We start from the raw sequence: 18,182 nt of genomic DNA on the forward strand, positions 1-18,182 counted from the left end.
TAACGTCTCGGTTTATCACGGGACCGAAGCGGGTCTCGGGTCGAATACGTCACTCCCGGACCGGATACGATCGACGCACCCGCGGGCGGGTGTTCCGAGCGATTCCCGTTCGACCTTCACGTGCCGCCATCGCCGCGGAACGCGTCTATCGTCGCCTCGTCGACGCCGCCGCGCGAGAAGACGGTGACGACGTCGTCCGGCTCGACCGTCGTGTCGCCGTGGGCGGTCCGAACGGCGTCGTCCCGCTCGATCGCGATGACGAGCGCGTCCTCACCGATAACTCGCCTTTCGGACGCCTCGGCGAGGGTCATGTCGGCGATCGGGGCGTCGCGTCCGACCGTCATCTCGGCCACCTCGGAGCCGCCCGAGAGGCTGACGAAATCGGAGATGCTGCCCTCACGTTCCTCCTCGGGGCGGAACGGCGAGTACGGGTGGTGCGTCTCCGTCTGGACGAGGTCCTCGTCCTCGATCTCGACGCCGATCCCCGAGATCGCTCGCGCGATCCGCCTGAGGTCGACGGTCCGCTCGCCGACGGCCATCACGTGGAGGTTTCGTCGCCCGGTCATCAGCTCGCGCACGTTGACCACGCCCGGCACGGCCCGGACCTTGGCCGCCAGCTTCTCGCGTTCGGCGACCGGCGCGTTACACAGATAGAGGTTCCGCAGGCGGCCGTCGGCGGCCTCGAAGTCGATGTCGGCGTGGTATCCCGTGATGACGCCGGCCTCCTCCAGCCGGCCGATGCGGTTCCGGACCGTCGCGGGGGAGACGTCGGCCGCCGCCGCGATGTCGGGCGCCGACGTGTTCCGCGAGTCCGTCATCAGCGCGTAGATGACCCGTCGATCGACGTCGTCCAGTCGGTACTCCATGGCGCCGAGACGATCCGCGCTCGGAAGTGCGTTGTCGTCCGAGCCGGCCGTCTCACCGCCGCGTCGACGGCGACGACCACACCGAGCGTCGCTCACGGGAGCTTTATCAACCGTCGGGTCGCCACCGTATCCATGACCGGGAGCGACACCGACGACGCGGACGCCGCGTCCGCCGCGGCGGAGGACGGTCGGGACGGGATCGCGGCGGAACTCGAGGAGGTCGTCGCCCGCGCCGCCGGGGAGCTCGCGACCGTCAGCGACGCGCGCCTCGCGTCGACGCCCGACGAGCCGGCTTCGACGCGCGTTTCGTCGATCCTCGTCGCCGTCGGCGGCGGCCCGCACACCGGCGCGACCGTCGACCTCGCCCGCCGGATCGCCGACCGGACGGACGCCTGGATCGAGCTGTTCCACGTGGTGCCCGCGACCGGCGATTCCACGACGAGCCCGTCCACCGACGATCGGTCCACGGATGACCCCACACCGAGGTCCACCGACGATCGATCCGACGACGCTCCCTCCACCGGCGAGGCCACGGACCCCGGCGTCGCCACGCCTCCCGGCGTCTCGACGGGGGGTGCCGTGGAGGGGCCCGCCACGGACGTCGGTGCCGAGTCGCCCGACACGACGCCGCTCCGTGAAGAGGGGGATCGGCTGCTCGACGCCGCCGGCGACCGGATCGCCGGCTTCGATCGCGTCGACCGCTGGATCGTCGAGGGCGAGACGCCCGCGGCCGGGATCGTCGAACAGTCGGCGTACTACGACGCCGTCGTCGTCGGCTCGCCGACCGCCGGGACCGTCGGTCGGTTCGTCTTCGGCTCCACGACCGACACGGTCGTCGAGGAGGCGACCGTCCCCGTCGTCGTCGTCGAGGCCGAGGGGTCGACGGCCCTGCTGGACGACGACTGATCCCTCTCACGCCCCCCGCGAGCGACGGGCCAGCGAGCGTATCGACACGGCGGTAGGGAGCGTCGGGCTCGTCGACACGATGGTAGGTGCCCGGCGACGACCGCACCCTTTTTCTCGAGGCACCGGAACGTGTCGGGTATGCAGGTCGGGATCGTCGCACGGAAGGGGAACCCGCGTGCCGCGGCGCTGGCGAGCGACGTGCGGGACGCGGTCGCCGAGCGGGACGTCTCCGTCTGGCTCGACGCGGTGACCGCGGAGTACCTCGACGCGGGGCCGGGCCGATCGGTGAGCGCGCTCGCGGACTGTGACCTCGCGGTGGCGGTCGGCGGCGACGGGACGTTCCTGTTCGCCGCGCGCAACGCCGACGGCGTCCCCGTTCTCGGGGTCAACCTCGGTGAGGTCGGCTTCCTCAACGCGGTCCCGCCGGACGAGGCGGAACGGGCCGTCCTCCGGGAGGTCGAACGGTTTCGTGACGGTGGAATGAGCGTCCGCGAAGCGCCCCGGCTCGTCGCGACTGCCGACGGCTGGGAGTCGCTGCCGGCCGCGAACGAGGTCCTCGTTACCGGACCACGCCGTGGCCACGGCGGCGGTATCGACTACGAGCTCCGCGTCGACGGGTCGCTGTACTCCGGCGGGCACGCCGACGGCGTCCTCGTGGCGACCCCCACGGGGTCGACCGCGTACAACCTCTCGGAGCGCGGCCCGCTCGTCCACCCGACCGTGGACGGGTTCATCGTTAACGAGATGTGCGCCGAGGAGGGGATGCCCCCGCTCGCGGTCGGCGTGGACGCGAGCGTGACCGTCACCGTGACCAGCCCCGGCGACGTCATTGTCGCCAGCGACGGCCGAAACCCGCACGAATTGGGCGGTCCCGTCGAGGTGTCCGTCCGACGGGCGACCCCGCCGATGCGGATCGCCGGACCGCCCGCCGACTTCTTCGAGGCGCTCGGGAAGCTCTCGTAGGCGTCACAGGGATGGCCGCCGACGGCGCGCTCACGCGTCTCGTTCGGCGCCGTCACTCGGTGATCGCGGCCTCCGCCCGCCGCATGACCTCCCGGACGGGAACGCCCGTCTCGGCGGCGACCTCGGCGGCGTCGTCGTACTCGGCGCTCACGTCGTAGACGTCGCCGTCGGCGGTCGCCCCGAGTTTCACCGACACCTCGTAGCGGTCGCCGCCGATGTCGATCGTCGCGGTCTCGAAGGAGCGCTCGGCGATCCACCGGTGGGTCGCGCCCGCCTGCCTGACTCCGAGCGTCCCCGTCTCACGGGCGAGCCGCTCCGCGACGGCCTCGGCGTCCGACGGGTCGCAGATCACCGTCACGAGATGGCCTGGCCGCGACTTCTTCATCGTCGTCGGGACGATCGTGACGTCGTGGGCCCCCACGGGTTTCAGCGCGTCCTGAAGCCCGCCGAGCACCTCCGGGGCGACGTCGTCGAGGTTCGTCTCCAGGACGGCGACGTCGTCGTGGACGAGCCGGCCCTCGGCACCGGCTTGCGTCCTTGCGCCCGGGGCGTCCCTCGCCGTCCCGCCGTCGCCGACGAGCGTGCGGAGCACGTTCGGATGCCGGTCGAAGGTGGCGTCGCCGGCCCCGTACCCCGACGCCGTCACCGTCAGGGACGGCAGGGCGCCGACGCCCTCGGCGACCGCGCCGAGGATCGCCGCGCCGGTCGGCGTCAACAGCTCCCGGTCGATCGGGCCGCCGACGATCGCGAAGTCGGACCGTTCGACGATCCCGACGACTGCGGGCGCCGGGATCGGGTAGACCCCGTGGCTCATGTCGACCTGTCCGCCGCCGGCGGCGACCGGGGTGGTGACGACCCGCTCGACGCCGAGGTCGTCGAGCAGCAGGGCCGCGCCGACGACGTCGGCGATCGCGTCGTCCGCGCCGACCTCGTGGAACGCCGTCTCGGCCAGGTCGGTGCCGTGCGTCGACGCCTCCGCGCGACCGAGCAGCTCGAAGGCGTCGAGCGCCACGGACTCGACAGACGCCGGCAGCGGCATCGACTCGACGAGCCTCACGACCTCCGGATACGTTCGGTGGACGCCCGCCCCTTCGGCGTGGCTGTGGTCGTGCGAGTGGCCGTGGTCGTGGTCGTGATCGTGTGAGTGGCTGTGGTCGTGACTGTGATCGTGTGAGTGGCTGTGGTCGTGGTCGTCGGTGTCGTCCTCCTCGCGGTTCCCGTCGTCCGCCTCCGCGAGCAGGACGTCGACGGTCGTCGCCCGGATCTCGTTCTTCGTCGCCTCACCGACCTCGTAGCGAACGGGGAGGTGATCCTCGACGACGGTCAACACGTCGGGGTCGCCGCCGGCCGCGATCAGGGCCGCACAGATCATGTCGCCGGCCGCGCCGGTCCGTCCGTCGAAGGCGAGGGTTCGCATGTGCGGTCGCACGACGCCGAGAGTAAAGAGTCACCCCACTCGCGTCGGGACGGCGAGTCGAGCGGCGCGGCGATACGTCGCCGTGGGGTGCCGCCCGACACGTCGTCGGCCGACGGCTTCGGGTCTACCCGCGGATCTTGAAGTACGCGGCGCGCCAGACGCCGAGCGCGAGGGCTCCGGTCACGAGGATGATGGCGACGAAGACGGGGGCGGCCCCGCCGGAGAAGACGAACGCGCGGAGCACGAACCCGATCGCGGCCGCCGGGATCCACGAACGGATCGCGAGCGGCACCGACGACTTCGCCGTCTCGACCGCCCCGGCGGAGTAGGCCCCGACGACCGGCGCGACGAGCAGCCAGCCGATGAGGAACGGCGCGTACACCTCGGGGAGGTACAGTGGGTTCGCGGTCAGGAACTCCGCCGGGACGTGACTGAGCGTGCCGACGGTCAACATGGCGATCAACACGAGGACGTCGCCGACGGCGAGCGGTGCCGCCGCACGGTCGATCCGCCCCTTCAGGAACGACTGCAGGTCCATACCGGGCGTCGGGGCCGACCCTACTTTGTACGTGCGGATCCGAGACGAGCGTGCGATCGCGACCCACCCGTGGCGTCACGCGACGGGTGCGTCCTCGTGAACTCTGCGCTCACGCGCTCTCAAGCAGGCTCTCGCCGGTCATCTCGGTCGGCTTCTCGAGGTCCAGCAGCTCCAGGACGGTCGGCGCGACGTCACACAGCGACCCGTCCGGGCGGACGCGCCGCCCCCCGTCGCCGCCGTCGGCGTCGAGGAAGACGAACGGGACCGGGTTGTACGTGTGGGCGGTGTGCGGGTCGTCCGGCGTTCCCATGTCGTCGGCGTTGCCGTGGTCCGCCGTGACGATCGCGTTGTAACCGCCGTCCTCGAGGGCGCCGAGCAGGCGGCCGAGCTCGCGGTCGACCGCCTCGACCGCCGCGACGGCGGCGTCGAAGTCGCCCGTGTGCCCGACCATGTCCGGATTCGCGTAGTTGAGCACGACGAGGTCGGGGCGGTCGCGGTCGAGGACCCCGATCGCCCGGTCGGTGAGCTCCGGCGCGGACATCTCCGGTTGGCGGTCGTACGTCGGGACGTCGGGGCTCCGGACGATCTCGCGGACCTCGCCGGGGAACGCCACCTCGCGGCCGCCGTTGAGGAAGTACGTGACGTGCGGGTACTTCTCCGACTCCGCGATCCGCAGCTGGGTGAGCCCCGCGTTCGAGACGACCTCGCCGAGCGTGTTCGTCGGGGCCTCCGGCGGGAACGCCACCGGGAACGGGTACGTCTCGTCGTACTCCGTCATCGTCACGAGACGGACGTCGGGCGCGTCGAGGTCGCCGTCCCACCCCGGACGGGTGCCGGTGAGCATCCTGACGAGCTGGCGCGCCCGGTCCGCCCGGAAGTTGAACCAGACGACGGCGTCGCCGTCAGACAGGGGGTGGCCGCCCTCGATAAGCGTCGGTTCGATGAACTCGTCGGTCTCCCCTCGGGCGTGTGCCGCCCGCGCGGCCCCCGCCGCGGTGGCCGCCTCGTGGGTGGCGTCGCGCTCGACGATCGCGTCGTACGCCCGTCGGGTCCGGTCCCAGTTCTCGTCGCGGTCCATCGCGAGGTACCGCCCCGTGACGGTCGAGACGTGGCCGGTCCCGCGCGCGTCGGCGTGGGCGGTCACGTCCGCGAGGAAGCGGTCGGCGATCTCCGGGGCGGTGTCGCGCCCGTCGGTAAACGCGTGGGTCGTCGCCGGAACGCCGGCGGCCGCGGCGGCGTCGATGAGCGCCAGTAGGTGCTCGACGTCGGAGTGGACGCCCCCGTCGGAGACGAGCCCCATGAAGTGGACCCGGCCGCCGGTGTCCGCGACGTGCTCGAACGCCGACGCGAGGGCCCCGTTGTCGGCGAACGAGCCGTCCGCGAGCGCATCCGTGATCCGCGTGTACGCCTGCTTGACCACCCGCCCCGCGCCGATATTTAAGTGGCCGACCTCCGAGTTCCCCATCTGCCCCGCCGGCAGCCCGACCCGCCGCCCGTGGACGACGAGCTCGCCGGACGCCCCTCGGCCGACTGCCCCGTCGAACGTCGGCGTGTCCGCCGCCTTCACCGCGTCCAGCCGATCGTGATCGCCGAGCCCCCAGCCGTCGAGAACGATGAGCGCCGTCTGCATACCTCATCGTCCCCGCGGCGGCGTAACTACCCTTCGCTTCGGGTGAGAACCGCCGGCCATGGAGCCCTTCCCGCCGTGCTTCGTTCGCCGCCGCCACCGCCGTTGCGCCCGCGATCGATCCGTCGGCAGCGACCAGTGTCCGACGGCGACGTGGCCTCGCCCCGGGAAGCCAGCCTTTTACGCGCTCGACGCTAACGAGACGTTAATGGACTCCGCGGTACTGTTGGATCTCCTCGGCAACGAGAACCGGCGGCGCATTCTCCGGCTTCTCGCCCACAAACCGTGCTACGTGACGGAGATCTCCGAGTATCTCGGGGTGAGTCCCAAGGCGGTGATCGACCACCTCCGAAAGCTGGAGGAGGCCGGCCTCATCGAGTCGACGACGGACGATCAGCGCCGGAAGTACTTCCACATCACCCGGAGCCTCCGGCTGGAGGTGAGCGTCTCCCCGTACGGCTTCGGCGCGAAGAGCGCCTACCCCGCGAAGAGCAGCCTCGACATGTCCGGACGGTGTCCCCACCTCTCGATTGAGGTTCCGTCGGCGTCGGCGGGATCCGGGGACGTGGCCGACCTCGCCACCGAGTACGACCGGCTACAGGAGCTCGACCGCGAGCTCTCGCTGGCCCAGCGCTGGGTCCACGGACGCGTCGAGGACACGCTCGCGGCGATCGACGACCGGCTCGGCACGGAGGCCGACAGCCGGTTCTTCGCGGCCATCCTCGCTGCGCTCGTCGAGACCGACGGCACTGCCGCTGCGGTCGCCGACGAGGTCGGTGCGCCGGAGGATGCCATCGTCGAGGCCCTCGCCCAGCTCGCCGACGTCGGAGTCGTCGTCCGCGACGGCGAGCGCTACGCGATCCGATAGGGAGTCCGTCGGTGATCACGCCGAGAGTCCCGACCGTTCGACCGGCTCCGTTCGATCGGCTCCGTTCGACCCCTCCACGGTTGATACGCTTTGCCTCCGGGTGCGCGCAATACGAGACGTTTCCGTAGCAGGCGGAGACGGCCCGATCCCTCGCGTTTGGATCACGACGGTGGAGCACTCCTAGAGCGAGGCGACTGCGGTTCACGTCGGAACGACAACCATAGTGATATGTTATCTCGGACCGTACATCCGACGCTCGAACGATCCGAACGGACGTGCCACCCGTCACAGCCACGTGGCTCAGACAATGACACACAGTATCTGCACACCGGAAGCAGGCGAGGAGTTGCCCTATTTTCAGCGCCTGTGGCGGGTGTTGTTTGCTCCCACTATCGACCCGAAAACCAGACTCGAACGGCTGTTCGAACACGAAACCGCCGAGTTCGACATGCGATACGCGTTTCTGTCGAACATCGACCTGGAGAACGATACGGAACGCTTCGAGGTCGTACACGGCTCCCACGAAGTCCTCAAACCGGAGAGCACCGTCCCGCTTTCCGAGACCTACTGTCGGAAAACCATCGTAGATCCGGAGGGAACGCTGGCCGTCAGTGATGCCGTCACCGAAGGGTGGGAGGACGATCCGGCGTATGAGACGTTCGAGTTCGGGAGTTACCTCGGGACGACGGTCTCGGTCGACGACGAGCTCTATGGAACGCTCTGTTTTGCGAACACTGCCGCCCGTGATGAACCGATCCTCGACGAAGAGAAAGCCCTCGTCGAGATGCACAGCCAGTGGGTAGAGTACGCGTTGGATCTCTCCGTCGGGCCGCACTTTCGGGAGACGCGTCTCGACACGATCGAGGGACGCGCCGTTTCTGCGGAAGACATCGACTCGATGATGGACGCACTCAAGGGTCTCACAAGTCGCGTCACTCTCATGACGCTGTTAGGGGACACCACGGAGACCAGTATCGCTGCCCTTGAACGGAAGGTGAACGGCGAAGACGACCGGATAGGGCTGTACCATCGTGACTTACCCAAGCTAGCCGACGCGGGATACATCGAGTGGAACGTGGGTTCGGATACGATATCCAAAGGGCCGAAGTTCTCCGAGGTGGAACCACTCGTTCGGTTGCTGAAGGAATACGACACGGCATTCCCCGAGTGAACGACCCCGCCTGACCGCTCGCCTAACGACTCGCGCTCGAGGATGGGGCTTCCTGCTTCCGCGACGCGCTTTTTACATCCACGACCGAGGACACGGCGATCGCAGTCCCCACCGGCGTTGACGAGCGGAGAGCTCTCGTCCGCACGTCACGTTGGTGTCTCAATTCAGCCACGGGTTGAGAAAGGGAATACTGCCCGATGCGTGTCTCTCGTATAATCAAAAATCCGTGTTAAATGAAAACTGTTGGGGTTGATTCACGTCCCCCGTGTACGGGATACCGCAGAGATCGAGCCGTCGATTTCCGAACAATAGCCATGAGATACACAGATACAGCGCAGATCGTCGATCAGTCGTTCGAGTTCCCAGTGACGCATACAGCCGTGGTCGAACGGATCGGCACGATTAAAATAACGTCTCCCTCCGGCGATTCGGTGACCATTCGAGACGTCTTAGAGCCGATCGAAGAGGAGAGTTACCTGACTTCGGACGCCCTGTACACGACGATCATCGGCAACCTCGATGAGACGTTTATCGGACGCAAATACTACGACGACCGAGGCCGCACGACGTTTGGAACCGCGGCGGACGACGAATCGACCGTCTCGTTCTGACGATCGATTCCGCCCGACCGGACCTGGAACCGCTCCACCGAGGGCTGCGCGGTCCGTATTGACCACGCGGAGACGACCGTATCAACGACCACCGATCTCAGCGGAGCCGTCCGGCCGGTTCCGGAAGCTTTTGGCACGTCCCCGGACGACTCTCCGCGTGACCCGCTACCGGAACCTCTCGCTGTTCCTCGTTCTCGCCGCGGTGTGGGGCTCGGCGTTCATGGCCATCAACGCCGGGTTGGAGTACTTCCCGCCGGTGCTGTTCGCCGCGATACGCTACGACGTCGCCGGGGTGATCATGCTCGCGTACGCCGCGTACGTCGTCGACGATCCGATCCCCCGGGGGCGCGGGGAGTGGACGCTCGTCGCGATCGGCGCGGTCCTCCTCATCGCGGCGTACCACGCGCTGCTGTTCGTCGGCCAGGAGGACCCCGCGGTGACGAGCGCCGTCGCCGCCGTCATCGTGAGCCTCTCGCCGGTGCTGACGACGGCGTTCGCGCGGGCGCTGCTCCCCTCCGAGCGGCTGACGCTGATCGGGGTCCTCGGCCTCCTCGTCGGGCTCGTCGGGGCCGTCGTGTTGGCCGCGCCGGATCCCGCGAACCTGACGGGTGACGGGGCAGTCGCGAAGGTCCTCGTCTTCCTCGCCGCGACCGCGTTCGCGCTCGGGGCCGTGCTCACCCGCGCGGTCGACGCCGAGATGCCCATCGAGACGATGGAGGCGTGGTCGATGCTGTTCGGCGCGCTGATCATGCACGTCGTCGCCGTCGGGCTCGGCGAGTCGGTCTCGTCGATCGCGTGGACGACGGAGGCGGTCCTCTCGCTGGCGTACCTCGCGATCGCCGCGAGCGCCGTCGGCTTCCTGATCTACTTCCGGCTCCTCGAACGGGTGGGCCCGATCGAGATCAACCTCGTCTCGTACGTCGCGCCCGTCTTCGCCGCGCTCTCCGGGTGGGTCTTCCTGAGTGAGGGGATCGCGGCGACGACGGTTATCGGGTTCCTGCTCATCTGTGTCGGCTTCGCGCTGGTCAAACGGTCGACGATCCGGGACGAGCTCCGCCGGCGCGGGATCGGTTCGTGACCCGCCGGCGCGGGATCGGTTCCTGACCTGTCGACGCCGGATCGGTTCCTGACCTGTCGACGCCGGATCGGTTCCTGACCTGTCGACGCCGGATCGGTTCCTGACCTATCGACGCAGGATCGGTTGCTCCCCCGTCACGGAGCCATCGTGAGCCAGCAAGCACTTACCCCGTCGGCGTTGACGTGCTGGTCATGTCACCCACGACCCGTCCCAGCGGCCGTCGCGCCGCGGCCGGCGGCGTGACCGGCGTCACCGCGTACCTGATCGGCTATCTCGCGGTGTACGTCACCCAGCGAGCGCGGATCGAGGAGCGGCTGGAGGGGTTCAACTTCGTCACCGACCTCTTCGGCGGCGACCCCATCCCCGCGTGGCAGGCGGTCGGATGGGTGTTCTACAACGCTCACGGGGTCGCCACCGAGGTCCCGCAGCCGTTCGGCGGAGTCCGCGTCGAGAACTTCGTCTCGAGCGCCGACGGCGGGAGCCTCGCCATGCTGTTCGTGGTTCCCCCGATCCTGCTGATCGCCGGCGGGATCGCGCTCGCGGCCCTCGGCGACGCGAACACGCCCGGCGACGGCGCGGCCGCCGGGGCGCTCGTCGCGGTCGGTTACTTCCCGCTCGCGGTCGCGGGCACGTTCGTGTTCCGCTACGCCGTCGGCGAGGGAACGGTGGCTCCGGACCCGGTCACGGCGGTCCTCCTCGCCGGGATCGTCTTCCCCGTCGTCTTCGGCGCGGTCGGCGGTGCGGTCGGCGGGTTCGTCCGCGGCGAGCGCTGACCCGTCCCCGTTTCAGGCGCGGGGAGGAAGTCACGCATCGATCGAGTCGTCGTCGACGAGCGCTCGGAACCGTCGTTTCCCTTCCTCGGGGTCGTAGCCGTCCTTCCGGAGGTGGGCGATCGGCGCGACGTTCGGGTTCCGCTCCCAGTGACACCAGACGTCGGTGTCGCCGTCCGTCCTTGGGAACAGCCGGACGTGGAGCTGCCACCCGCCGAGGAGGCCGTCGGGACGGTACGCACAACTCGCCGCCTCGTAGGCGACGCGGCCGTCACGCTCGTACGCGTGGAGGTACGCGCGGACCTGTTGGTCGAACCCGTGTCGATCGAGCAGTCGGGCCCGCGCGTCGGCCGGGCGGACCCCCCAAACCCCGAGGAACTCGTCTGGCGGCGGCGGAAGCACGCGTAGCGGGGACGGAACCAACCGGTCCGGGGCGCGACGGGAGACCCGCGCGCCGCGGCGTCTGATGGACCAGAGCGGCACGCGACGGGCGAGGAACGCGGCGACGATCAGCCCGAGCGCGACGAGCGTCGGGATCACCCGTGACGCTCTGGACCCGTGCGATCGATTCACGTCCCTACTGCGTATTCGATCCGTAAAAACCGCCGCGATGCCGGCAACGAGGGGCGGGCGGGGAGACGTCGACCGTCCCGGTGTCGATCACAGCTCGTACGTCTCGCCGTCGACGGCGAGCGGCTCCGCGAACGCCTCGTCCGCGGGGTAAAAATGCGCGAGGTGGACGAGCCGCGTCCGGTCGGCGTCGAGCTCGTCCGCGAGCGCGAGCGCCCCCTCCCGGGTCATGTGTTTCGAGCCGAACGTCCGAGGAACGCCGTCGGGACCCTCGTGGCGACCGCCGATCGGATGCCGATCACACAGCGAGGCCGGAACGATGGCGTCGGCCAAAAGCAGGTCCGGATCAGCGAGCGCCGCCCGGGAACGTTCGGGAACGTCGTAGCTCGTGTCGCCCGTCAGCGAGAGCTTCGCGCCCGTTTCCGGGTCCTCGATGACGACGCCGTAACAGCGCATGGGCGGGTGATCGACCGGGACGAACCGGGCCTCGAGCCCGCACGTTTCGAACGGCTCGAACGGGTCCCGGGAGTGGACCCCGATCCGGTCCTCGAGGTAGTCGTACTTCGCGCGGATCGTCTCGGCGACGCTCTCGTCTGTCGCGGGATCGGTTTCGCTGGGGGCGTGGACGGGGAGCCCGTCGACGAGTCGGTACACGTTGCCGAGGCCGTCGAGGTGGTCGAAGTGGACGTGGGTGACGAGCCCCGCGTCGGGCAGCGACACGTCGTTGTCGAGGAACTGGCTCCGAAAGTCGGGGCTGAAGTCGATGAGCAGCGACTCGTCGGTCCGTTCGTTCGCGACGTGAACCGAGAACCGCGACCGCGACACCCCGCGCTCGCGGGCCACCGTACAGGTCGTACAGGCACAACCGACCGTGGGCGTCCCCGTCGTGTCGCCGGTTCCGAGGAGGGTGACCCGCATCTCGCGTGGAGGTCCTCGGTCCACGGCCTTAGCGTCCGCGGTCGGTCGACGCCGTGTGCCGGTCCGCCCCCGACTCCCGGAGCAGTCGCGTGGAATGATATAAACGGCGGCCCGCCGAGGGACACGTATGCACACGAGTAGCGAACTCACGCTCGCCCGGCTCCCCTCGGGGGTCCCGATCCGAACGACCGTCCACGCCTACGGGACCGGCTCGATCGTCGAGGGGGACGACGGCCCGACGCTCGACGTCCCCGAGGACGACCCCGTCGTCTACGCCCAGGCGGCCCAGCACGGGCGCGAGGTGAACGGGGCGGCGGTCCTCCGCCGGCTCCACGAGCGGCTCACCGCCGCCGGAAGCGACGCGAGCGACGGGCTCGGTGAGTTCTCGGGGACCCTCGTGACGGTCCCCGTCGCCGATCCGCTCACCTTCGACCGCGTCTCGTACACGACGCCGGAGTCGCTCGACTCCGTCAACGCGAACATGAACCGGTGTTGGCCCGGCGACCCCGACGGGACGCTCCACGAGCGGATGGCCCATCGGCTCTGGTCGTTCGCGGGCCACGCCGACGCCGTCGTCGACCTCCACACCGGGTCGCCGTCGATGCTCACCCACACCGTGTACATGCGCGGGGACGACGCGTGTCGCTCGCTCGCGGAGGCGTTCGGAACCGACCTCCTCCTCGCGGAGGCCGCCGGCGACGACGCCGACACCGAGTGGGCAGAGCGCGACTTCGGCGGGAAGTTCCGCGTCGCGGCCACCAGGGAGGGGATCCCGACGATCACGCCCGAGCTCGCACACAGCCGGGAGATCGTCGACGAGGCGGTCGAGACGGGCGTCTCGGGGATGATCGGGGTGTTGCGGAACGAGGGCGTCCTCTCCGGCGCGCCCGAGCCGTGGGACGGCGTGGTCGCGCGCAACCACCTCGGGCGAGTCACTGCCGCCGACTCCGGGCTGTTCACGGTCGAGCCGGGGCTGACGATCGGGGACGCCGTCGCCGACGGCCAGCGGCTCGGCGAGGTGTACGACCCGACGACGTTCGAGACCCTCCAGGTCGCTCACGCCGATCGCGACGGGATCGTCTACTCCGTCGCGCGCGAGTCGACCGTCACGGCCGGGGCGACGCTCGTCGGCGTCGCCGAACGGATCGAGAGCTAAGGGCCGGTCGCGGCCGCGATCACCGTAGGTGGCCCTCCTCGCGGAGCTGCTCGGCCTCGTTCTTCTCGTAGCGCCAGGCGATGTCCGCCTTCTCGTCCTGCCAGTCCCACGGCTCGACGAGCACGACGTCCCCCTCGCGGATCCAGACCCGCTTCTGCATCCGGCCGGGGATCCGCGCCGTCCGCTCCGTGCCGTCCGCACAGCGGACCGTGACGCGGTTCGCGCCGAGCATCTCCAAGACCTCGGCGAACACCTCGTCGTCGTCGGGCATTCGGAGCTCGCCTCGGTCGTCGTCGTCTCCGTCGCTCATGCGTACGCGCCGATACGTGGTGCATGGGATAAAAACGCCACTCTCCATCGGCGGACGCGTCGCGTCCGCATCGCCCCGAAACGCCCCTTTTAAGCGCCGACGGCGGGACGACCGAGGCATGCGTGACACCCTCGGTCTCGAAGGTATCGCCGGCGTCGTCGTGGTCTTCCTCGCGGTCGCCCTCCTGACGCTGTACGACCCCGTGATCGGGGCGGGCGTGATGATCCTCCTCGCCGGTCTCGCCCTGATCGCGAAGGGGCTCGCCGAATCCACGATGCGCGCGTTCGGCCTCAAGTAGCGTGAGTAGGTGTCGTTCGACCCGTCGCTCGCCCGCCCGCTTCCCGGCGTCGTAGCGCCCCCTCGCTGCGAAAGGCTGATACCCGATGCTCTCCGCCGATGGGTATGGGCAAGCTCCCTGCGTTCGCGGTCGAACTGCTCGAACTCCTGGTTCTCGTGCTCGGTGCCGCGGCCGCCTCCGTCGTCGGCATCGCGCTCGAGCGGTTCGGAACCGCCGCGGTCACCGGGGGCGACGTCGTCGTCGGGCTCTGGGCGGTCGGCATGGGCCTGGTGGCGCTGTACGTCGGGGTCGTCGCGCTCGGGTACGAACAGGTGCTGCCACGGCTCCGCGCGTTGAGCGGAGCGAACTGATCCGGCGGACTGATCGGGGCGAACCGGCCGAGGCGGCGACCGGACGGCGACCTGACGGCGACCCGGTGACGACCGGACGGCGACCTGACGGAGACCTGGTGACGACCCGGTGACGCCTCGGTGACGCCTCGGTGACGACCGGACGGCGACCCGACGACGACCGGACGGCGGCCCGACCGCTCACCCGCGGCTTTTTGGTCGGTCCGAGTGAGGGGCCTCGTATGGACGACTTGCTCACGAACTGGCTGCTCGGCCTGATCGCCGCCCTCCTCGCCGTGCTCGTGTTGAACACGACCGGTCAGGAGTTCTTGAACCCGCTCGACCCGATCGCGAACGTGCTCGCGCTCGTCACTTTCCTCTCGTTCGTCATCCTCACGGGCACGTTCCTCGTGTACACGGCGTCGTTCCGCAACGATTGATCGGCCGCCGGCGTGGACGACGTGCTGACGGCGTCGCCGCCGCGAACGTCCGAGCGCACCTTTTTGACGGCTCCCGCCGAGACGGATCGCATGCAGTACACGACCCTCGGCGACACGGGCATGACGGTGTCGAAGATCTGTCTCGGCTGTATGAGCTTCGGTGACCCCGCGTGGCGCGACTGGGTGCTCGGCGAGGAGGAGGGGAAGGAGCTCGTCGAGCGCGCGCTCGAGCTCGGGGTGACGTTCTTCGACACCGCGAACATGTACTCGAACGGCGAGTCGGAGCGCGTGCTCGGGGAGGCGCTCGAAGGGCACCGCGACGAGGCCGTCGTCGCCACGAAGGGCTACTTCCGGATGGACGAGTCGAACCCGAACTCCGGCGGCCTCTCGCGGAAGGCGATCGAGACGCAGCTCCAGGCGAGCCTCGATCGGCTCGGCATGGAGACGGTCGACTTGTACCAGATCCACCGCTGGGACGACGAGACGCCGATCCGGGAGACGATGGCGGCGCTCGACGACGCGATCCGCCGCGGACAGGCCCGGTACGTCGGGGCCTCCTCGATGTGGACCCACCAGTTCGCCGAGGCGCTCCACACGAGCGAGCGCCGGGGGCTCGACCGGTTCGTCACGATGCAGAACCACTACAACCTCGTCTATCGCGAGGAGGAACGCGAAATGCTCCCGTACTGTGAGTCCCGCGGCGTCGGCGTGATGCCGTGGAGCCCGCTCGCGCGCGGCTACCTCACGCGACCGGACGACGAGATCGACGCGACGCTCCGCGGCGAGACGGAGGAACACATGTACCGTCACCCGTACCGCGAGGGCGGCGGCCAGGAGATCAACGCGCGCGTCGCGGAGCTCGCCGACGAGAAGGGCGTGAAGATGGCTCAGATCGCGCTCGCGTGGCTGTTCCACAAGGAGTGGGTCGACACGCCCATCGTCGGGACGACCAGCGTCGAACACCTCGAGGACGCCGTGGAGGCGCTCGACATCGATCTCTCGAGCTCGGACGTCGACTGGCTGGAGGAGCCGTACGAGCCGGTCCGCGTCTCGGGACACGACTGACCCGCTGATCGCGGCGATCCGACGGGAGACTTATAAAGAGAACGTCGCCGAGTGATAAGCGCACCGTCGACGCCGGAGCAACAACCCTTTTCGGACGTGCTGCCGAATCGGGGTGCATGGGAGAAGACGAGGACCCCGGAGCCGACGAGAACGAGCCACAGGACGGAGCCGACGGCGACGACGCGACCGGCGAGGACGAGGAGAAGTCCTTCCGCGAGCGCGTCGAGGAGATCCGCGAGCGCCGAGAACAGGAGCGCGAGGAGGGCGACCGGCCGAGCCCGGAGGAGATGATGGGCGGCGGTCCCGGCGGGGCCGGTGGCCCGCCCGGCATGGGCGGCGGCGGCGGTGGCAACCCGTTCGCGCAGATGATGTCCGGCATGATGGGCGGCGGTCCCGGCGGGGCCGGCGGCCCGCCCGGCATGGGTGGCGGTCCGGGCGGCCCCGGCGGCGACGCCGGCGCGGACGAGGTCGGCAACGAGGAGCTCGTCCGCGAGGTGCGCCAGCTCCGCGACGAGGTCCGCGACGCGACGCGCCAGCTGCAGCGGATCGCGCAGGCGCTCGAGGACGACTGAGCGACGAGCGGCGGTTTTACTGATCGGCGAGCGACGGTTTCACTGATCGGCGAGCGGCGAGGTGCGTCTTTTCCGCGGTGGCGTTGACCGAGGCCGGGTCCCCGCCCATCGCCACCCCGATCCCACCGCGGTTTATAAGTCCCCCCGACCGAGGTCGGGACATGGTTTCGGAGACCTTCGACCCCGACGCGTGGGAGCCCGTCACCGACGAGTTCGACGACGTGACGTATCACCGCGCCGTCGACGTCCCGGCCGTGCGGATCGCGTTCGACCGGCCGGACGTGCGCAACGCCTTCCGGCCGGGGACCGTCGACGAGCTGTACGCGGCGCTCGACCACGCCCGCAAGCAGGCCGACGTCGGCTGCGTCCTCCTGACCGGCAACGGGCCGTCCGAGAAGGACGGCGGCTGGGCGTTCTGTGCGGGCGGCGACCAGTCGGTCCGGGGCGGGTCGGGCTACGAGTACCGCGACGACGACGAGGCAGGCGAGGACGACGACGACCTCGTTCGCGAGGCGCGCGCGGGGCGGCTCCACGTCCTCGAGGTCCAGCGGCTGATCCGGTTCATGCCCAAGCCCGTCGTCGCCGTCGTCCCGGGCTGGGCGGTCGGCGGCGGCCACTCGCTGCACGTGGTCTGTGACCTCACGCTCGCGAGCGAGGAGCACGCGAAGTTCCTCCAGACCGACCCCGACGTGGGCTCGTTCGACGGCGGGTTCGGTTCGGCGTACCTCGCACAGCAGATCGGCCAGAAGCGCGCTCGAGAAGTGTTCTTCAGGGGGAAGACCTACTCGGCAGCGGAGGCGGCCGACATGGGGATGGTAAACGAGGTGATCCCCCACACGGAGCTGGAGGCGGTCGCGCTGGAGTGGGCCGACGAGATGACCCGGAAGTCGCCGACGGCGATGCGGATGCTCAAGTACGCGTTCAACATGGCCGACGACGGCATGGTCGGCCAGCAGGTGTTCGCGGGCGAGGCGACCCGGCTCGCGTACATGACCGCGGAGGCACAGGAGGGACGCGACGCCTTCCTCGAGAAGCGCGAGCCGCGGTTCCGCGAGCACCCCTGGCACTACTGACCCACGGCGTCATGCCCGGTCTGCACGGTTACGGAGAATCAAGGAGAAAGCCTCGCGCTTTAGCGCGGGGATGAATCCGACACTACCCTTCACAGTCCGCCGTTCGATGGCACGGCTGGATATTCCACGCTGCCCCAATCCAATCCTTCAAGTAAGTTTGTCTACATAGGTTACATATGGCGAAACAGGTCGTTACTCGCACCTACACTGCGTCCATACGGAACCAGTCTCGGGTGCAAGACGACCTTGATTCGCTCGGGTTCGCAGCCAGTAAACTCTGGAACGTCGGCCGGTGGACGTGTAGTCGAATCTGGGATGAAATCGATCACATTCCCAACCACAACGAACTCACCACGTACCTCAAAAACCACGAACGCTATGATGACCTCCATTCTCAGTCAAGTCAGCGCGTCCTTCAAGAACTCGCTGAGGCGTTTAACGGCTGGTACGGCAAACGACGCAACGGAGATACACGAGCGAACCCGCCCGGCTACCGCAAACGCGGCGACGAGCATCCGCGTTCCACAGTCACGTTCAAGCAGAAAGGCTTCAAACTCGACACCCAGTACGACCGAGTTCGACTCTCACAAGGATCGAACCTGAAAGAGTATTGGTCAGATTTCGTCCTGTGCAAGT

At 69.1% G+C, this 18,182-nt stretch carries 21 protein-coding genes and 1 pseudogene; 15 read left to right on the forward strand and 7 right to left on the reverse strand.

Annotated elements, in window-relative coordinates:
* Positions 1-116: 116 nt before the first annotated feature.
* A complete protein-coding gene (locus GRS48_RS04955) occupies positions 117-866 on the reverse strand; it encodes a winged helix-turn-helix transcriptional regulator (protein WP_159484114.1) in 750 nt (249 codons plus the stop codon).
* Between the two features lie 132 nt (positions 867-998).
* Here GRS48_RS04955 and GRS48_RS04960 point away from each other — a divergent pair, with 132 nt between their 5' ends.
* Positions 999-1,772 (forward strand): universal stress protein, encoded by a 774-nt coding sequence (locus tag GRS48_RS04960; RefSeq protein ID WP_159484116.1) that lies wholly within the window; start codon positions 999-1,001, stop codon positions 1,770-1,772.
* Positions 1,773-1,910: 138 nt separating this feature from the next.
* Positions 1,911-2,735, forward strand: a complete 825-nt coding sequence (locus GRS48_RS04965) for an NAD(+)/NADH kinase (protein WP_159484118.1) — start codon at positions 1,911-1,913, stop codon at positions 2,733-2,735.
* A gap of 52 nt (positions 2,736-2,787) precedes the next feature.
* Here GRS48_RS04965 and larC read toward each other — a convergent pair whose 3' ends face one another.
* The 3 genes from larC to gpmI all read right to left on the reverse strand — a co-directional run bounded on the left by larC (position 2,788) and on the right by gpmI (position 6,320).
* Entirely contained in the window at positions 2,788-4,152 is a 1,365-nt protein-coding gene (gene larC / locus GRS48_RS04970) for a nickel pincer cofactor biosynthesis protein LarC (protein ID WP_159484120.1), read from the reverse strand.
* Positions 4,153-4,276: 124 nt separating this feature from the next.
* Positions 4,277-4,690, reverse strand: coding sequence for a DUF3054 domain-containing protein (locus GRS48_RS04975; protein ID WP_159484122.1), 414 nt, complete (start codon positions 4,688-4,690; stop codon positions 4,277-4,279).
* A gap of 109 nt (positions 4,691-4,799) precedes the next feature.
* Positions 4,800-6,320 (reverse strand): 2,3-bisphosphoglycerate-independent phosphoglycerate mutase, encoded by a 1,521-nt coding sequence (gene gpmI / locus GRS48_RS04980; RefSeq protein WP_159484124.1) that lies wholly within the window; start codon positions 6,318-6,320, stop codon positions 4,800-4,802.
* A 205-nt stretch (positions 6,321-6,525) separates the two neighbouring features.
* Between gpmI and GRS48_RS04985 the strand changes: the two genes are divergently transcribed.
* The 5 genes from GRS48_RS04985 to GRS48_RS05005 all read left to right on the forward strand — a co-directional run bounded on the left by GRS48_RS04985 (position 6,526) and on the right by GRS48_RS05005 (position 10,818).
* Complete coding sequence (locus GRS48_RS04985; protein WP_159484126.1) at positions 6,526-7,185, forward strand: ArsR family transcriptional regulator; 660 nt, start codon at positions 6,526-6,528, stop codon at positions 7,183-7,185.
* Between the two features lie 307 nt (positions 7,186-7,492).
* Entirely contained in the window at positions 7,493-8,356 is an 864-nt protein-coding gene (locus GRS48_RS04990; RefSeq protein WP_235027992.1) for a GAF domain-containing protein, read from the forward strand.
* 431 nt (positions 8,357-8,787) lie between these two features.
* Positions 8,788-8,967 (forward strand): hypothetical protein, encoded by a 180-nt coding sequence (locus GRS48_RS15195; RefSeq protein ID WP_235027993.1) that lies wholly within the window; start codon positions 8,788-8,790, stop codon positions 8,965-8,967.
* Positions 8,968-9,124: 157 nt separating this feature from the next.
* The gene (locus GRS48_RS05000; protein WP_321168299.1) at positions 9,125-10,045 is read left to right on the forward strand and encodes an EamA family transporter; all 921 of its coding nucleotides are present in this window, start codon (positions 9,125-9,127) and stop codon (positions 10,043-10,045) included.
* A 191-nt stretch (positions 10,046-10,236) separates the two neighbouring features.
* On the forward strand, positions 10,237-10,818 hold the full coding sequence (locus tag GRS48_RS05005) for a transporter (protein ID WP_235027994.1): 582 nt from the start codon (positions 10,237-10,239) through the stop codon (positions 10,816-10,818).
* Positions 10,819-10,848: 30 nt separating this feature from the next.
* Here GRS48_RS05005 and GRS48_RS05010 read toward each other — a convergent pair whose 3' ends face one another.
* Both GRS48_RS05010 and GRS48_RS05015 read right to left on the reverse strand, forming a co-directional pair.
* A complete protein-coding gene (locus tag GRS48_RS05010; RefSeq protein ID WP_321168300.1) occupies positions 10,849-11,388 on the reverse strand; it encodes a hypothetical protein in 540 nt (179 codons plus the stop codon).
* Positions 11,389-11,475: 87 nt separating this feature from the next.
* Positions 11,476-12,303 (reverse strand): MBL fold metallo-hydrolase, encoded by an 828-nt coding sequence (locus tag GRS48_RS05015; protein ID WP_159484130.1) that lies wholly within the window; start codon positions 12,301-12,303, stop codon positions 11,476-11,478.
* A 127-nt stretch (positions 12,304-12,430) separates the two neighbouring features.
* Between GRS48_RS05015 and GRS48_RS05020 the strand changes: the two genes are divergently transcribed.
* Complete coding sequence (locus GRS48_RS05020; RefSeq protein ID WP_159484132.1) at positions 12,431-13,459, forward strand: succinylglutamate desuccinylase/aspartoacylase family protein; 1,029 nt, start codon at positions 12,431-12,433, stop codon at positions 13,457-13,459.
* A 19-nt stretch (positions 13,460-13,478) separates the two neighbouring features.
* Here GRS48_RS05020 and eif1A read toward each other — a convergent pair whose 3' ends face one another.
* Complete coding sequence (gene eif1A / locus GRS48_RS05025) at positions 13,479-13,769, reverse strand: translation initiation factor eIF-1A (RefSeq protein ID WP_159484134.1); 291 nt, start codon at positions 13,767-13,769, stop codon at positions 13,479-13,481.
* A 118-nt stretch (positions 13,770-13,887) separates the two neighbouring features.
* Here eif1A and GRS48_RS05030 point away from each other — a divergent pair, with 118 nt between their 5' ends.
* The 7 genes and pseudogenes from GRS48_RS05030 to GRS48_RS05060 form a co-directional block, all read left to right on the forward strand.
* Positions 13,888-14,067, forward strand: coding sequence for a hypothetical protein (locus GRS48_RS05030; protein WP_159484136.1), 180 nt, complete (start codon positions 13,888-13,890; stop codon positions 14,065-14,067).
* A 104-nt stretch (positions 14,068-14,171) separates the two neighbouring features.
* The gene (locus GRS48_RS05035) at positions 14,172-14,417 is read left to right on the forward strand and encodes a hypothetical protein (protein ID WP_159484138.1); all 246 of its coding nucleotides are present in this window, start codon (positions 14,172-14,174) and stop codon (positions 14,415-14,417) included.
* Between the two features lie 221 nt (positions 14,418-14,638).
* Positions 14,639-14,836: a hypothetical protein gene (locus tag GRS48_RS05040; protein WP_159484140.1), complete on the forward strand. Its 198-nt coding sequence runs from the start codon at positions 14,639-14,641 to the stop codon at positions 14,834-14,836.
* Positions 14,837-14,926: 90 nt separating this feature from the next.
* Positions 14,927-15,901 carry an aldo/keto reductase gene (locus GRS48_RS05045; RefSeq protein ID WP_159484142.1) on the forward strand — a complete coding sequence of 325 codons (975 nt, stop codon included), beginning with the start codon at positions 14,927-14,929 and terminating at the stop codon, positions 15,899-15,901.
* 116 nt (positions 15,902-16,017) lie between these two features.
* Positions 16,018-16,473 (forward strand): hypothetical protein, encoded by a 456-nt coding sequence (locus tag GRS48_RS05050; RefSeq protein WP_159484144.1) that lies wholly within the window; start codon positions 16,018-16,020, stop codon positions 16,471-16,473.
* A 161-nt stretch (positions 16,474-16,634) separates the two neighbouring features.
* Complete coding sequence (locus tag GRS48_RS05055; protein ID WP_159484146.1) at positions 16,635-17,546, forward strand: 1,4-dihydroxy-2-naphthoyl-CoA synthase; 912 nt, start codon at positions 16,635-16,637, stop codon at positions 17,544-17,546.
* Between the two features lie 176 nt (positions 17,547-17,722).
* Positions 17,723-18,182, forward strand: a pseudogene (locus GRS48_RS05060) (RNA-guided endonuclease TnpB family protein); the annotation flags it as partial.

The sequence above is a fragment of the Halorubrum sp. JWXQ-INN 858 genome (assembly GCF_009806985.1).
GTDB lineage: Archaea > Halobacteriota > Halobacteria > Halobacteriales > Haloferacaceae > Halorubrum.

Excerpts from the sequence above, each read along its gene's own strand:
- GRS48_RS04955 (WP_159484114.1), bottom strand. The coding sequence starts at position 866 with ATGGAGTACCGACTGGACGACGTCGATCGACGGGTCATCTACGCGCTG.
- GRS48_RS04960 (WP_159484116.1), top strand. The coding sequence starts at position 999 with ATGACCGGGAGCGACACCGACGACGCGGACGCCGCGTCCGCCGCGGCG.
- GRS48_RS04965 (WP_159484118.1), top strand. The coding sequence starts at position 1,911 with ATGCAGGTCGGGATCGTCGCACGGAAGGGGAACCCGCGTGCCGCGGCG.
- larC (WP_159484120.1), bottom strand. The coding sequence starts at position 4,152 with ATGCGAACCCTCGCCTTCGACGGACGGACCGGCGCGGCCGGCGACATG.
- GRS48_RS04975 (WP_159484122.1), bottom strand. The coding sequence starts at position 4,690 with ATGGACCTGCAGTCGTTCCTGAAGGGGCGGATCGACCGTGCGGCGGCA.
- gpmI (WP_159484124.1), bottom strand. The coding sequence starts at position 6,320 with ATGCAGACGGCGCTCATCGTTCTCGACGGCTGGGGGCTCGGCGATCAC.
- GRS48_RS04985 (WP_159484126.1), top strand. The coding sequence starts at position 6,526 with ATGGACTCCGCGGTACTGTTGGATCTCCTCGGCAACGAGAACCGGCGG.
- GRS48_RS04990 (WP_235027992.1), top strand. The coding sequence starts at position 7,493 with ATGACACACAGTATCTGCACACCGGAAGCAGGCGAGGAGTTGCCCTAT.
- GRS48_RS05005 (WP_235027994.1), top strand. The coding sequence starts at position 10,237 with ATGTCACCCACGACCCGTCCCAGCGGCCGTCGCGCCGCGGCCGGCGGC.
- GRS48_RS05015 (WP_159484130.1), bottom strand. The coding sequence starts at position 12,303 with ATGCGGGTCACCCTCCTCGGAACCGGCGACACGACGGGGACGCCCACG.
- GRS48_RS05020 (WP_159484132.1), top strand. The coding sequence starts at position 12,431 with ATGCACACGAGTAGCGAACTCACGCTCGCCCGGCTCCCCTCGGGGGTC.
- eif1A (WP_159484134.1), bottom strand. The coding sequence starts at position 13,769 with ATGAGCGACGGAGACGACGACGACCGAGGCGAGCTCCGAATGCCCGAC.
- GRS48_RS05030 (WP_159484136.1), top strand. The coding sequence starts at position 13,888 with ATGCGTGACACCCTCGGTCTCGAAGGTATCGCCGGCGTCGTCGTGGTC.
- GRS48_RS05035 (WP_159484138.1), top strand. The coding sequence starts at position 14,172 with ATGGGCAAGCTCCCTGCGTTCGCGGTCGAACTGCTCGAACTCCTGGTT.
- GRS48_RS05040 (WP_159484140.1), top strand. The coding sequence starts at position 14,639 with ATGGACGACTTGCTCACGAACTGGCTGCTCGGCCTGATCGCCGCCCTC.
- GRS48_RS05045 (WP_159484142.1), top strand. The coding sequence starts at position 14,927 with ATGCAGTACACGACCCTCGGCGACACGGGCATGACGGTGTCGAAGATC.
- GRS48_RS05050 (WP_159484144.1), top strand. The coding sequence starts at position 16,018 with ATGGGAGAAGACGAGGACCCCGGAGCCGACGAGAACGAGCCACAGGAC.
- GRS48_RS05055 (WP_159484146.1), top strand. The coding sequence starts at position 16,635 with ATGGTTTCGGAGACCTTCGACCCCGACGCGTGGGAGCCCGTCACCGAC.